Below are 15,165 nucleotides of genomic sequence, written 5' to 3'. Positions count from 1 at the left end.
CGTTTCTTTATCCTCTATTCCGACAACAAAAATTTCTTTAACATTTTCTTGATAAATAGCAATAATAATAGATCTCATTATATCTCCATAAGGATGTACAATTACAGAATCATAGCTGTGTATAGTCAACATGTTTTCTTGGTGAATGTTAGTTACTTGTTGGATACTAGGCTCTATTCCGTGTTCAATGTCTGTTAATAATAAAACTTTTTTATTCTTTGAATTCATATGGAGCACTCCTTCTTCATTATTGTATTTATGAAACTTTTAAGCTAGTAACAATAATAATTGTTACCAGTTTTTCCAGCGTCCCTCTGGATCAACACTTGCAAGTCTAACCCATCCATTTTGAACTTTTTCTCGAAATGTGAAATCATTATTTAACAAACGTTCTATATATTCAATAGGTGCTTGAATGACAATTAGTAAACGAAGTGGTGAATGATACGTCTCACTATCTGACTGCATAACCGATTGCCAAGGTAAGCCTGGCAACAGGTCACTTGCATTCCCTTGCATAACACCGAGACCTGCCGTTACAGTTTGGGTTGTTTTGTTTCCACTACCATAATAATGAGGTGCTACAGTTGAAGCGTAATATTGTAAATTTATCCACTGAGCTACTGTTCCTGGTCCTGCAATAATGTTAGCTAATATATCGCCACTTTCATCCTGTTTCCAATCATAATTATGGAGGAACGCCCTACCTTCTAAGTCACAATCTTGAGTTAATTCTCGTTGCCCGATAATAAAAGATGCATTACGAGCTAATCCCCATTCTGGACGTATTTCACTCCAATCTTCTGCAAATCGATGTGCCTCTTTACTCGCATTTTTTATTTTCGTTTTAAAATTTGGTAATTGCGTTAAACGCTCTCTATTTGCATGTTGGCTCACATTTGGCATAATCGACTCGATACAATCAAATGCTTCTTGCGCAGCTTCCGAAAGTTCCGGGACGTAAATCCATTCCAATTCGTCCACTGTTGTTTTATGTTCAGCTGCTGCAAAAATGGTGTCCTCAGGAATTTTAATACCTTCAGCAGCCAATGCCTCTCTTACTTCTGGAAGATTACATAAAGTAGCAAAAACTCTTGCATTGAATCCCCCTGCTGCTCCGCCACAAGCACCACACTCAAGCGCTGCAGCATAAGGATTGTTCGTACTTTGACTACTATGTCCGCACATTACAACTAAAGGAGCAAATTTTTCTGTCAGTCCCACCATTTTTAAAGCTTGACGCACATAGTTCACTTTTTCTTCTTTCGTAAAACCGATAGGTATCTCGCCCTTTGTGTCATGAACATGATTAAGTGAGAATGTTGTATCAGGTTTTTGTAACATAGTTTTACGAAGGTTACGAATGAAAGCACCAACTCCTCTTGGGACAAAGCTTCTTGTCACCATTTGTAGACCAAATAAAGGACCACTTAACTCAGGTAGCGCCATACTCGTCAGTACGTTCTGTTTCATCGTTTTAAATGTATAACGTACCGAACTGCCTACCCTCTTACGTTGCTCATAAGATTTAAGTTCATTTTCATTTGTGAGCTCTTTTATTTGATGTTTCGGTTTGAGTATAACTGGCAAAGAAGGATGGTTGTTATTACTACCTAGTTCACTAGTTGCAATTGGTAATCCAAAGAAACCAGCTATTCCAAATGTTTCAAACGGACCTAATTTTTCAAGATGGCGACGAAACGGTTCTGAACGTACATCAATACAGAATGCTAATTGAGCTAATACACGCTTTTTATCATTAGTTGCACGTTGTTTAGAAGCAATCTTCTTCCTTAATTGCTCTGCATGCGTCTGTTCCCAAGCTTCCAGCCAAAGTTTCCTACGAATATTTTCATCAAAACGATAAGCGAATACTAATAATTCACTTTGTTCAGCAGCAGGCATTTGTAACCATTCCCGTGTTGAAATATTCCCCCAATAGATCCAAGAAGCTATAAGCGGGACGATTGCAACTTTTTTCTCAACCTTTTGATTTTTTAAAGGTAAATAAGGCTTTGTAATAGCCAGCTCCATAGAAATTCGAACTGCTAAATATTCTATTAGGAGTTCCTGTTCCTGAATTGATTGTTGTGAGCGCCATCGTATCATTCCTGCCCACCCAGGCAAAGAAAGTAAGTGCCCTTCAAGGTAAGCTTGTATGTTAGATTCAGAAATTCCTAGTTCAGATAATGCTCTCGCTAAAGCTACTTGGGCATCTTGTGGCCAATCTTTTAAAACTTTACGCTCATTTTTACTGAGCGCTGGATCAAATTTAATAAGGTGTTGCCATGCACGATAAAAACCTTTCTCTCGATTTGGCATCGTCCAACTTGATCCGGAGTCATCAAGATATAATTTACACCATTTAATGATATGATAATTAAGAATATCAGATAGGTTTTCACTATTTCGATTTTCTATAAGCGAACTTATTGGCTGCATAACAGAGGCTTTCATACTTGTTGTATTTATATATATCATTTCTTCTGCCAATTTATTTAATTCTGTCGATGATAATAAACTAGAAGGTAATTTTTCTAACTTTAAAGCTGCTTGGCAAAATCGCTCTGCTTTCTCTCGCGGAATATTAAAAGATTGTGAATCCAGCCAACGAGACAAACTCATTTGTAAAAATGATTCCTCAATCTCACCTTTCGCTTTTGCCGAATGAATCATGGAGGCACTAGGATAAATATCCACATTACGAGCTTCTTTTAACCAATTTGCGACTTGTTCAAATGATTGCTTTTCAAGTCCCATCCAAGGGTGATGAGCTGCAAACGTAGAGATAGGCCAAAGTGGCGCAATAACACGGCTAGCAGATGCAACTAAATCATTTATAGTATTTTCTTGCATATCAATGTTTGTATCTTTCTTTAATATTGACGGTATACTCATCACGAATTACCTCCCTTTGATACATAATGTTTAAGATAGCTTGGGTGACTTTCTACTGACTTTCTTCTCGCCTCACCTACTCGAACTAACCAAAGATAAAGTACAGCGAATAAAGTAGAAGATTGATTACGAGTAACGAAAGTACTAATAACACTACTAAATAGTAAAATACATATAACAAAGATAACGGCTGTAGCTGAAGGTTGAACACTTTGATACATGTCAGTATGCAACCATTTGTAAAGAGAATTATGAACGGTAAAGTAAATGAGAGAAAATCCAATCAAAACAATTACGCCAGCAATTCGTCCCATTCTTCCCTCTCCAAAAACAACAAGCTGTTTCCATGAAAAGTATAGTGACCAGCCTAAGATTAACGCACTAACTAGTTGATACCCCTCTCCAGAAGTCATAAACCAGAAAGTAATTGCTATAAATAATCCTAAAACACGTCCGACCATAATCCATAAATTGGACATCTTTTCATTAGACTGCTTCACTACCCCAAAACGTTCTACTGAAGAACCAGCTTGTAAAAACAGTGTAGCTTTAAACAAACCATGTAAAATTAAATGAATAACAGCCGCTAAATAGGCGCCTAATGCACATTGAATAAGCATAAATCCCATTTGTGCAATAGTTGAACCTACTAGCTGACGTTTATAATCAACTTGGACTAAACTAATTCCTGTACCTATTAAGACAGAAATACTAGAGAAAATTAGTAAAATTATTTGTGCAATATCATCATGAAAAAGAGGTGAAAATCTAGTTAACATGATACCGCCAGCATTTACTAAACCCGCATGCATAATAGCAGAAACAGGAGTTGGAGCAACAGCAGACTCAATTAACCATCTTTGAAAAGGCCATTGTGCTGCTGGAATCATCACCGCTAATATAATTAATAAGTTAATTCCTGTTCTCTCCAATGTTCCATGTAGCGCTACATTTTCATTCGTTAAAACTGACGTTAACTGCCACTGTCCAGTGCCTTGAAACAACCAAATGATAGCTGATAGCAACGCAATCCAACTTATTGTAAATAAATAGCCAGAGATTTTAGTTGCTTCACTAACTACTTTCCAACCTTTATTTAGCCCTATGAGTAGAACCAATCCTATAAGCGTTGCTCCCCAACAAATGATCATTAAACGAAGATCATCACTTAACCATGCAACCGAAGATACACCTGTAGTAAATGTAAAAAGTAAAAAGTATTTTCGATATGAGCGGTCTCCCATTAAGTAACGTACAGAAAAACGCTGAATGATTAAACCAATTGTAAGAACAAAGAAAGCCATTAACCAAGCTAAAGTATCTAGATGCCAAGGCCCCACAACTCTATCTCCATTGTTATTAACAAGTGCGAGTAAAGAAATCAATGAAGGCAAAGCAGCGATACCAATATGGATATGAACAAAACGTAAAGGTATCCTTGCATGTAAAAACAATAATCCACTTAGCCAAGAAGCACTAAGCGCCATAAAAAATAATGTTAACAGTGTTGATGAACTCAGCGAAATTAACATGTTAAATACTCCCTTCTAAGCGAAAATAACCTATAAAAATTCCTTTTAATTAAGATGATTTTTTAAATTTCAATTTTCATTCACTCTTTTTAGTGCATCGTTTTTTCTCATAAAAAAAACCGACAACTTCCATAATTCAATGATTTTATATCATCATTGAATTATGGAGATTGTCGGTTTCCCTTCAACTAACTTCAATAAAGTTTTTTGAAGAGCTCCCATTTTATAGAGGATAATAATGTATGTATTACTCCTGTTAAAAAGAAATGTATATTTCTGATCTCCTAGATTATGCAATCAATATATCAATTTATGTTATACGCTATCTTTTAATTAAGAAACTTTTTCATTTAGTCAATATTACATATTAAAAAAATGCTAAAGCCTTAATTATAGCAAACTGTTAAAATGAGCATCTATCAATTTTTTAAAACAATTATAAGATAAACCATATTAAGCAGTTTGTCAATTTCTTTATCCGTTTTTTAAGAGTTATTAGAATTAAGATTTATTATACCTAAATAACTTCAAGTTTTTAATTATTAGCCTGTTAATAAAGTGCAAAACTTGTAGGTTTCTTAATCCTTCCACTAACCTTAAGGTATTTTTAAAATTTCTCCTCAAGATTATGAAGCAATTTAAAAATCATTACTCGTTCGCCTGTACGGGAGCTTATATCCGTATGAAAGCTTTTCACTTTCTCTCCAGTTAATTCTAGTATAATCTCTTTCAGATCATCAATTCCAGATTCAACTAGCTCCGAACGATTCTTCTTTATCGTTAGCATACCGTCTTTTGTTTCGCAAACACTATATTCAGCCGGCGTTAAAACACCTTGTAAATTTACGATAATCATATCCCGTAATATATCTGTCTTAACGGATATAGACCCGCGTCCTAGGTAGTCCTTTTCCCAGTGAGTAATTGCTTTGCTTATCTCTGATTCAATAGAGCCTTTTGAGTTTTTCATCTTTGTATCCTCCTTCAATAAAATGTAATTACAATAACAATATAATAATCTGGATTGATTTTATTTTCAATTATTGAGAAGAATTTATAGGAATCGTTGTCATGTATCCTTTAGTATTAAAGTGAATTTTTATATTGCAATATACGTTTTTTTGATTATTTCCAACATAATACTCTTACTATAAAGACTCTGTTGCATACATTTCTAAAAAGGACATTCCGGAGAAAATAAGAAAACTCTTGTAACGTAATATACAAACAAAAAATCCTACACTTATAAGTAGGATTTTTCTCTTTTTATATTAGTCAAAAAACTAAAAGTATACCTGCCCTCCAAATATATTACCGATTGGGCTTATGCATATTTCCTTCGAATTTTGCCAACCACCAATAACAGTAAAGGAATCCCTAGCTCATAAACGGGAAATGCAATTGGAATTACGAAAAATATGTAGTAATAATGGGTAAATGTTTGGATATTTTTAACTGACACAGCTATGATGAACGAAATAGGAGCAAGAACTAACGCTACTTTTCGCCAATCCTTCAAATAAAATATTTGTGCTGTTCCATAACAAGCGATAAACATGTATAACGCCAATTTCACAAAAATACTAAAAAACCAAATAATAACTATCAAAATATCCACATTTTGAATGAACTCCATGACAGATATGTATCGGCTCAAATCGTAAACCGGATACAAAAAACTTGAAGATAAATTCGGACCGAATGTTAAAATGACCGCTAATGTTCCGATTGTTACCATGAAAACGGCTAATCCTACCCCCAACATCGCCCTTGATGACGCTTGCTCTGGTTTATCCATAAAGAAAACGAACATCATCATCATAACAGCCTCTCCAAAAAATGCGGCTACAGGGGTATAGGAACCTTTAAGGATGGGAAGCCAGCCAGAATCGTGATAAATAGGCCGCATATAATCCCAATTCATATTGCCAACATTCAAAATGATTATAAACGTTATCATTAAAAGTACAATTGGCCCTATGATTTCACTTAAACGTCCAATACCTTCCACCCCTCCTTGGTAAATGATAAAAATGAGCAATAACATCGCAGTAAAGACAATGACCCACAAAGGTGTATTATGAAACAAAGCGATAATAATGAATTCACCAAATTCACGGACGGTTATCCAAATTATCATGTACCACCCAAAGAAGTAAGGAATCATCAGTAGCTTTCCTAGCCATTTACCAAGAATAGTTTGACTAAATTCAATGAGAGTTTGTTTCGGATAAAGCGAACCAAGTGTAGTTGCCAAAAAAGTAAGAGCAACCCCTATCACTCCTGCAATCAAAATCGAGATCCACGCATCTTGTTTGACAGTACGAATCGTCGCTGGAATAACTAGAAGGAGTGATTGTCCCACTTCAAATGTGAACATCATCCAAAAGATTTGCCTGCCAGAGATTTTCATCGAATTTCTCACACTCTATATTCCTCCTTATTTTTTCATTTCATTTTTCTTCAACTGCAACGGTGGTCCAGTCAGTCCTACTCGCCGAATAGTAAGCTTTGTATGAACAGAAACCTCCACTTTTCGAAATTGTTTACTCCAATTCTTTTTTAACCCTTTCCATTCGGATGGATATTTTTGATGAATGGCTTCTCCAAATCCAAAGATATCGGTTCCGTATTGTTTTTGAACCTTTTTAATAGTTTGGAGAGCTTCCTTTTCGGACTGTTTTTCCAATACATGTTCTAAAAGAGTAAGATTTTTTGGCTGCGAAAGATCTAAATTCGTATTGTTCTCCTGAATTGTTCCTTCACCAGAAAAAACAATGTCACACTTAATTGTGTCCCCTTGTATAGTAGGTATGATTTTTCTATTGATCTTTGTCATATATAAACTTGCACTACCATTTCCTTTAGAGGCCGTTGCTGTAACTGTCTGTTTACTTAAACGATTCACTATCCAAAAAGTAGTTAACCATTCCTGCATGTTCAAGTATCCTACCAATTTGAAATCGTTGTTAAATATAGCACCGCCTACAATTTGAAACCCTTTGACCACGGTTTTACCTTTTTCATGAGACACATTTAGTTTAATAACGGGCAAAATCGGGGTGATTCCATCACTCGTACCAGCAATAAGAAAATTTAATAAAGACATATCTCCCGCTGCCTCTATTTGCATATGCTCTTTAAGTGCCCCAAGTGCCGGGATAGACTCTAAAGGGATGGATGCTTTCAGAAAATCTTTTGCAGTATTCCCTTTTATGACAAACACACCTGCTCGTAATCGAATATCAGGATCGCGGCTATATGCATCTAAAACTGGAGCAAGACCACTTTTAGCCATTTTTTCTCCAATCAATATTACACGCTGGTGCCCTCGAAAAATTTCTCTCGACATTTTTGTTTGCATCATTTGTATAGCTTCATGTGTATCCCTTCCCGTTCCCGATTCTGTAAAAAACGCTTTTCCTGCATTACTTCTTCCGCTCTGTCCCATTCCCATTTTTGATGGAATAATAAACTGAGCACTAATTTCAATCTTATTATTCTTCGCTTGATCAAGTCCCCATCCTAATTCTATTGCCAAATCATTTAATTCTGTCCGATCCCAACATCCCGTCAAGAAGCATAAAGAAATGACCAGTATCATACAGAGTGCCTTGTGCAGGCTCATTCTGTTTCCCCTCCCCGTTTCTCATCTGGCTTTTGTCCACCTGGAAAACGGACTTTCTCTTCACCAGATACCATTATTGGGCGGTGGGTCATATTCCAACGAGGTGTTCGGAGAAAAACATCCTTTAAATCACGAGGAGTCTGAGGTGCAACTGGACTTAAATACGGAATGCCAAAAGAACGAATGTTAGTTAAATGAATCAAAATCGCAAGGGTACTTATTGCAACACCGTATAGCCCGAGCATTCCTGCCAATAACAGCATAGGAAAGCGTAACATCCGGTAAGCTGTTCCTAAGTTGTAGCGCGGGAACGCAAATGACGCAATACCGGTCGTCGCCACAACAATGACCAAAGGTGCCGAAATAATACCTGCTTGCACAGCAGCTTGCCCGATAACAAGTGCTCCGACAATACTAACTGCGGATCCAACAGGTTTTGGTAACCGAACCCCCGCTTCCCTCAAACCTTCAAATAAAAACTCCATCATTAGCGCTTCTATGACAGCCGGGAAAGGAATGCCTTCTCGCGCAGCTGCAATACTAATAAGCAAATTTGTCGGAATTAATTTAGGATGAAAGGTTGTAATAGCAACATAGAGAGAAGGAAGAAATAATGAAATATTAATTAATATTAAACGAATCCATCGAACAAAAGTTGTGTAGATGGAGCGTTCATAATAATCCTCCGCTGCTTGCAGACCTGTCCAAAATGTCATAGGAACGATCAAAACGAAAGGTGTGTTATCTACTAAAATGGCGACTTTCCCCTCTAATAAACTTGCACAAACCGCATCTGGCCGCTCAGTATTTTGAATTTGTGGAAAGGGAGAAAAGGGTTGGTCCTCAATAAACTCTTCAATGAAAGCTGACTCCAACACTCCATCAATTTGAATTCGCTTTACCCTTTGGCGAACTTCATCCAAAACCGAATCAGGTGCAATTCCCTCAATATAGGCAATTACCACATCTGTCTGTGACAATTCCCCAATCGAATAAGGTTCCATTTTTAGTTTTTGGCTTCGAATTCTTCGGCGAATCAGGCTCGTATTGACCCTTATTGTTTCCGTAAATCCGTCCCGAGGGCCACGAACAGAAATCTCGGCAGCCGGCTCTTCAATACCTCGTTTTTCAAAACCTTTTAAATCAGCGACTAGAGCTTGACTCTCTCCTTCTGTTAAAATGACGATATTCGCTTTCAATACTGCTTCTATAACCTCACGAACTTTAGAGATTGTCTTTACTTGAGAAACCGCAATTAGCTGATTTTGTATAATTTCTCCTACCGAATCCACACTCTTTACTCCACTAGGCAGACCTTCGAACATCATTGGTTTCAAAACAACTTGTTCCACAACTTTAGTGTCGACTAATCCATCTATATAAATAAAAAGAATTTTATTTTGACTATCTATGATTATTGGACGAAAAACAAAATCGGAACAATTTTCAAAAACTTGTCTCAAAACTTCTTCATTCGCAGATACATTCTGCTTGAGTTCACACTCTTGATTATTATGGAGCAGCATACTTGCACTCTCAAGTTCCTGAATATCTTTTCTCAAACGCTTTCTACTAAGTTTTTTCATCATACTACCCCATTTATCGAGTGGTTTATGTTTTTATACTTGAACTTTAGTGTTAGGATTTCTTGACAGACAAGCTTTAGAAACCGTTCCACTATAATGTTTTGGGTAAGTAATCATTTATCTAGAAAACAAAAGGAAAATATCCCCTCTATATCCTTCTTAAAATCTCCTTACACATGAAAATTATTCAATTTTTTCTATAAGTTAGTTATTCTAAAATGAGGTATCCATAAAGTAACTTGTAACTGATGCTTTGTTAAATTGGTACTAATGAGCTTATAGAAACAAGCAAAAAAAGCATGTCCTGAAGAAAGATGAATCAGAACATGCTCTTAATTTATTTATTTGATACTATAGACGTTGATCTTTCTGGAAGTTTAGTTGAAAATGATCCGCTTCATTGTATACCCCGAATTCATATCCTTTTTCCTTATAAAATTTAATAATTTCAGGAAGCGCTTGTAATGTTTGTGGTTTTTCATGCATTAGAACTACTTCCACATCTTCTGTTGTTGTACGCTTTACATTCTCTATAATTTGCTGTGGATTACCTTTTAATTTCCAATCATTTGAATCTATCGTCCAATCCCAAACTTTTATTCCTGCTTCTACAATTTGGTTACGAATTTCCTCGCCCTTTAATCCTGGTGCAGATCCATATGGCGGACGAACTAGTTTAGGAGTTGTACCCGTAATATTATGGATAAGAGCTAACGTTTCTTTCATCTCCGGTACAAATTGTCCTTTTTTGTATAACTTATCACTATTATGTGTCATACTATGAGCACCAATATAATGTCCTTCTTTTACCGCTCGCTTTACGTTTTCCTGAAAAGCGGTATTCTGTAAATTGCTACCTTGCATAAAAAATGTCGAAGCAACATGTTGCTCTTTTAGTACATCTAAAAATTTCCCAGTTAATTCGCTAGGACCGTCATCGAATGTTAAATAAACAACCTTTCCTACCGGTTTTCCATCAGGTCTTTTCTGTTTTGCTGGTGGTGTTTCCTTTTTCTTTTCTTGTTGTTGCGTATTAACTTGATTACTACTTTCATTAGCTACTCCCTTCGCTGGGATAGAGTTCCATTTCCCAATTAAAAAGAATGTGAAAAAGGTCGTTGCTAAAACAACCCCTAGAGATAGTATTGCCTTAGTTCCTACATTTATTTTTTTCTTATTTTGTGATTCTTTCATTATGTTTCGATCCTTTCCCTACTAATTTTCATATTCATTATTTATACAGCTAAGCATTAACTCCAGTTGATATTTACAATAAATAGATTAATAGAGGAAGGTGAAGATAAAATGCAGATAATGTCGAAATTAGTTAAAGAATAGCGTACTGCATCCACTCTTTAGAAAAATATTGTTTTCTCTAATACAGTTAAATTTGAAAACTGGATATACATCCAAAATAAAAAATACTACTCTTTCTAAACAAAATTTTTATATCAAGATAATAGTATGCTGTTATAAAGATAAAATACTGAGTTAGCCATACTATTGAAATTCTATTATAATTTTGTAATTGGAATTCATTTGAATCAAATAAAGAACTAGAAGAAATATTATTATGTGGAGGTGCTCCGATGAATCTTTTAATTAGAGAGTTAGAAACAAATGATTTAGACAATTTCCCGAAGATCGATGACAGTTTTATAGTGAATGCTCGGTTAATTCTTTCTCTTTCCAAAGTAAATAGACGCATAGAATATACAGTAGAAGACGTTCCAAGTTATGAAAAAAGTTATTTACAAAATCAAGATGATAATGAAGAACTGGCTTACAATGAATATATAAATAAACCTAATCAAGTCATTTACATAGCACTGTTACATAACCAAATCATTGGATTAATGGTATTGAAAAAGAATTGGAATCACTATGCTTACATAGAAGATATAACGGTGGATAAAAAACATCGTACACTCGGAGTTGGTAAAAGATTGGTTGATCAGGCAAAGCGATGGGCAAAAGAAGGCAACATGCCCGGGATCATGCTTGAAACGCAAAATAATAATGTCGCAGCATGTAAATTTTATGAAAAATGTGGATTTGTAATTGGTGGGTTTGATTTTCTTGTTTATAAAGGTTTAGATATTGAAAATGATGAAGTTGCAATTTATTGGTATTTATATTTCAAATGAAACTGTTTTTAGCATTAAACAAAGTCAAAATAAAAACCCCAATTTCTCCATATTAAAATTGAGAAATTGGGGTTAAGTTATTTAACAAGATTTTTTATCTAAAACAGATAACTAATTAATAATCCTGCCGATAATAAGAAGCCAAAAATCGTATTTGTCATTGCTGTTGATTTCATTGCGATGCGCATATACCCAGGGTCCTTTGCTCCTTTTTGGAAACTTTGAATAGCAGAGATTGGCTTTCTCAAACCTAGGAACATAACTAATGCCCAAGGGCTTATATAACCCATTAATACAATTACGGCAATCCATAAATACGCAATGAAAAAGGCTACCGCTAGTGTTACTATGGCTTTTTCTCTCCCAAGGAGGATTACTAATGTCTTTCTTCCACCTTTAATATCTTCTTCTATATCTCGGATGTTATTTGACATATTGATTGCACCGACTAAAATCCCAATTGGAATGGAAATCAATACACTTTCAATCGTTATCGTATTTGTTTGAATAAAGAAAGCAATAAGTACAAAACATGTCCCCATTAACAATCCAGAAACTAATTCTCCAAACGGAGTGTACGCAATTGGTAATGGACCACCTGTATATAAATAGCCAACCGCCATTCCAATTAAACCAATAACCACTAACCACCAACTACTATTCATACAAATATAAATGCCAATAAAAGCTGCTACGACATATAATAAAAGTGCAACTGTTAACACATTTTTTGGCTTCAATCCATGACGGACAATTCCGCCACCGATGCCAACGGATTCAGCGGTATCTAATCCACGTTTAAAATCATAGTACTCATTAAATAAGTTAGTTGCTATTTGCAATGCTAAACATGCAACCATCATCGCAATAAATAACAGCCAATCAATTTTGGCAACATAAAGTGATGCCACTGTCCCTAAAATTACAGGAGAAAACGTCGCCGTTAATGTATGTGGGCGCGTCATCTTCCATATTAATTTAGCGGAACTAATTTCTTTTTCTGTCCCCATAACTCTGTTCAATCTCCCTACATTTTAAGTATAAATTACTAGCAGTATCTTTCTATCTATTTCCTGCTTCGCATCCATTCATTATATCAATAAATGATTATCCTTTCTAACAAATCTACTTTTAATAAAGTAAAAATTATAAAATGAAACTTTAATTAGTAGAAGTTTTGTCACCCCCACTGATTATTAGTACATATTCAGTGGGATTTTACGGGCAGCCCTCCCTCCCATTCGCTGAATTTTTAAGGAGGAAATCTTATCCGCCCGCAAATATTGGGATAAATAAAAGAGCCAACTCATATGAGCTAGCTCTTTCATCTCTTATTTTATAAAAATTCAATAGTTACGCTACATTGAAAAACAGATAAATCCTACTTTTGTAGCCCATTAATAATGGTATCTATATTCCATTTCATCATTTTTAAGTAAGTATCTCCATCCTCACCTGATTTACCTAGTGAGTCTGTAAAAATTGTCCCTGCAATTGGCACGTTTGTTTCTTTTGAAACAGTTTCCATACTACGTCGATCTACACTTGTTTCAACAAATAAAGCTGGCACTTTGTTTGTTTGAATTAAACTTACAACATCTCTAATTTGATCTGGCGTACCTTGATTCTCTGAGTTAATTTCCCAAATGTATCCCGTCTTAATGTCATATGCTTTTCCAAAGTATTTAAAAGCACCTTCGCTAGAGATTAAGAAACGTTTTTCTTCAGGAATTTGATGAATTCTGTTTACTGTCTCATCGTGTAACTTTTGAAGTTCTGCTACATACTCATCAGCATTTTTAGTATAGAACTCTTTATTTTTAGGATCTTCTTTAATTAATGCCTGCTTCACATTTTCAGCGTATAAAATACCATTTTTAATATTCATCCAAGCATGTGGGTCTGGTTCTTTTTCTAATCCTTTTGTTTCTAAGTAAATAGCTTCTACACCTTCACTTACTTTATAAACCGGTGCATCTTTCGCTGATTTATTTGCCGTTTTTAATAGCTTTTTAAACCACGCTCCACCTTCTTCTAGGTTTAGCCCATTGTAAAATACCATATCTGCATCTGTCATTTTCATAACATCTTTTGGTAGTGGATCATATTCATGCGGGTTAGCTCCGATTGGAACAAGACTATGAATCTCAACTTTATCTCCACCAATTTGCTTCACCATATCATATATAATGGAGTATGTAGTTACAACTTTTAATTTTCCATTACCCTCTTCTTTTCCATTTGTGTTACTCGAACACGCTGTTAATGCAAATACAAAAATACAAATTACCGATAATACAACATTTTTAAATTTCATCATTATCCTCCAATCAATTATGACAACTCTGCTCTATTTTTTCTAATTTTGATAGCTCTCCAAAACAAACCTTGTGACGGTGAGAAAAAGAATGCCAATCCGAACAAGAATGTTGCGACAAGAACAATTGTTGCACCTGAAGCAAGATTATAAGAGAAACTAAAATATAACCCTACTACAGATGAAAGCGCACCAATGCCTGCTGCTAAATAAATCATGACCCATAAACGGTTTGTTAATAAATACGCTGTAGCCGCTGGTGTAATAAGCATCGCAACGACTAGAATAATTCCAACAGTTTGAAGTGAAGCTACTGTAACCATTGTAAGGAGAATCATTAAGCCATAATGAATCCATTTATTCGGTAATCCATAGCTTTGCGCCATCGTTGGATCAAACGTGGATACGAGTAATTCTTTGTAAAACAACATTACAAGACCAATAATGACCACTCCAATAATCAGTGTCATCCACATATCAGAAGAACGAACCGATAAGACATTCCCGAATAAAATATGATACAAATCAGAACTACTCTTCATAAAGGTAATTAAAATAATCCCTACAGCGAAAACAGATGTAAACATAATTCCTATCGCCATATCATGTTTAATACGACTATTTTGACTTACAAATCCGATTCCTACTGCAGTAATAACACCTGTTAAAACCGCTCCTATAAAATAGTTCATTCCAATCATATAAGAAAGCGCTACTCCTGGAAGAACAGCATGTGAAATGGCATCACCCATTAATGCCATACCTCGTAAAATAATAAAACATCCAATGACACCACAGATAATTCCTACCATAACGGAAGTTAATAACGCCTTCTGCAGAAAACTATACTGCGTTAATGCATCTATAAATTCTACAATCTTCATGATGAATGTACCTCCGCTGCATTATTAAACAATATTCCTTGATTCACATACGCTTTTGACATAACAGTTGGTTCTAATACTTGGCGTACTTCTCCGTAATGAATTAAGCTTTTATTCATTAATAGTAATTTATCAAAATACGATTCTGCTTTACTTAAATCATGATGGACAAC

At 35.3% G+C, this 15,165-nt stretch carries 11 protein-coding genes and 2 pseudogenes; 1 reads left to right on the top strand and 12 read right to left on the bottom strand.

Annotation, left to right across the window (positions count from 1 at the left end; all coding sequences use genetic code 11):
* From MR167_RS27205 to MR167_RS27170, 8 genes and pseudogenes are all read right to left on the bottom strand, one after another.
* A pseudogene (locus tag MR167_RS27205) lies at positions 1–228 on the bottom strand (carbonic anhydrase); the annotation flags it as partial.
* A gap of 63 nt (positions 229–291) precedes the next feature.
* On the bottom strand, positions 292–2,898 hold the full coding sequence (locus tag MR167_RS27200; RefSeq protein ID WP_098900396.1) for a DUF2309 domain-containing protein: 2,607 nt from the start codon (positions 2,896–2,898) through the stop codon (positions 292–294).
* Positions 2,898–4,430 (bottom strand): NADH dehydrogenase subunit 5, encoded by a 1,533-nt coding sequence (locus MR167_RS27195; RefSeq protein WP_098900395.1) that lies wholly within the window; start codon positions 4,428–4,430, stop codon positions 2,898–2,900. The genes MR167_RS27200 and MR167_RS27195 overlap by 1 nt, the downstream gene beginning before the upstream one ends.
* Before the next feature lie 607 nt (positions 4,431–5,037).
* Positions 5,038–5,400: a Na-translocating system protein MpsC family protein gene (locus MR167_RS27190; RefSeq protein ID WP_016098682.1), complete on the bottom strand. Its 363-nt coding sequence runs from the start codon at positions 5,398–5,400 to the stop codon at positions 5,038–5,040.
* A 354-nt stretch (positions 5,401–5,754) separates the two neighbouring features.
* On the bottom strand, positions 5,755–6,843 hold the full coding sequence (locus tag MR167_RS27185) for a GerAB/ArcD/ProY family transporter (RefSeq protein ID WP_127726077.1): 1,089 nt from the start codon (positions 6,841–6,843) through the stop codon (positions 5,755–5,757).
* A 27-nt stretch (positions 6,844–6,870) separates the two neighbouring features.
* Positions 6,871–8,058, bottom strand: coding sequence for a Ger(x)C family spore germination protein (locus MR167_RS27180; protein WP_242315948.1), 1,188 nt, complete (start codon positions 8,056–8,058; stop codon positions 6,871–6,873).
* On the bottom strand, positions 8,055–9,647 hold the full coding sequence (locus MR167_RS27175) for a spore germination protein (protein ID WP_242315947.1): 1,593 nt from the start codon (positions 9,645–9,647) through the stop codon (positions 8,055–8,057). Before MR167_RS27175 ends, MR167_RS27180 begins: the two co-directional genes overlap by 4 nt.
* Positions 9,648–9,995: 348 nt before the next feature.
* Entirely contained in the window at positions 9,996–10,838 is an 843-nt protein-coding gene (locus MR167_RS27170) for a polysaccharide deacetylase family protein (RefSeq protein ID WP_081144015.1), read from the bottom strand.
* Positions 10,839–11,233: 395 nt separating this feature from the next.
* Between MR167_RS27170 and satA the strand changes: the two genes are divergently transcribed.
* Complete coding sequence (gene satA / locus MR167_RS27165) at positions 11,234–11,791, top strand: streptothricin N-acetyltransferase SatA (RefSeq protein ID WP_016098684.1); 558 nt, start codon at positions 11,234–11,236, stop codon at positions 11,789–11,791.
* A gap of 98 nt (positions 11,792–11,889) precedes the next feature.
* Here satA and menA read toward each other — a convergent pair whose 3' ends face one another.
* The 4 genes and pseudogenes from menA to MR167_RS27145 form a co-directional block, all read right to left on the bottom strand.
* Positions 11,890–12,801: a 1,4-dihydroxy-2-naphthoate polyprenyltransferase gene (gene menA, locus MR167_RS27160; protein ID WP_000536383.1), complete on the bottom strand. Its 912-nt coding sequence runs from the start codon at positions 12,799–12,801 to the stop codon at positions 11,890–11,892.
* A gap of 371 nt (positions 12,802–13,172) precedes the next feature.
* Entirely contained in the window at positions 13,173–14,108 is a 936-nt protein-coding gene (gene mntA, locus MR167_RS27155; RefSeq protein ID WP_000669597.1) for a manganese ABC transporter substrate-binding protein/adhesin MntA, read from the bottom strand.
* 17 nt (positions 14,109–14,125) lie between these two features.
* The gene (locus MR167_RS27150; RefSeq protein ID WP_000706183.1) at positions 14,126–14,992 is read right to left on the bottom strand and encodes a metal ABC transporter permease; all 867 of its coding nucleotides are present in this window, start codon (positions 14,990–14,992) and stop codon (positions 14,126–14,128) included.
* A pseudogene (locus MR167_RS27145) lies at positions 14,989–15,165 on the bottom strand (metal ABC transporter ATP-binding protein); the annotation flags it as partial. The pseudogene MR167_RS27145 and the gene MR167_RS27150, both read right to left, overlap by 4 nt.

The organism is Bacillus cereus group sp. BfR-BA-01355 (genome assembly GCF_022663675.1).
In the GTDB taxonomy this organism is placed as follows: Bacteria; Bacillota; Bacilli; order Bacillales; family Bacillaceae_G; genus Bacillus_A; species Bacillus_A thuringiensis_S.
Note: the sequence above shows the minus strand (reverse complement) of the source record. Positions and strands in the feature narration are given on the sequence as shown.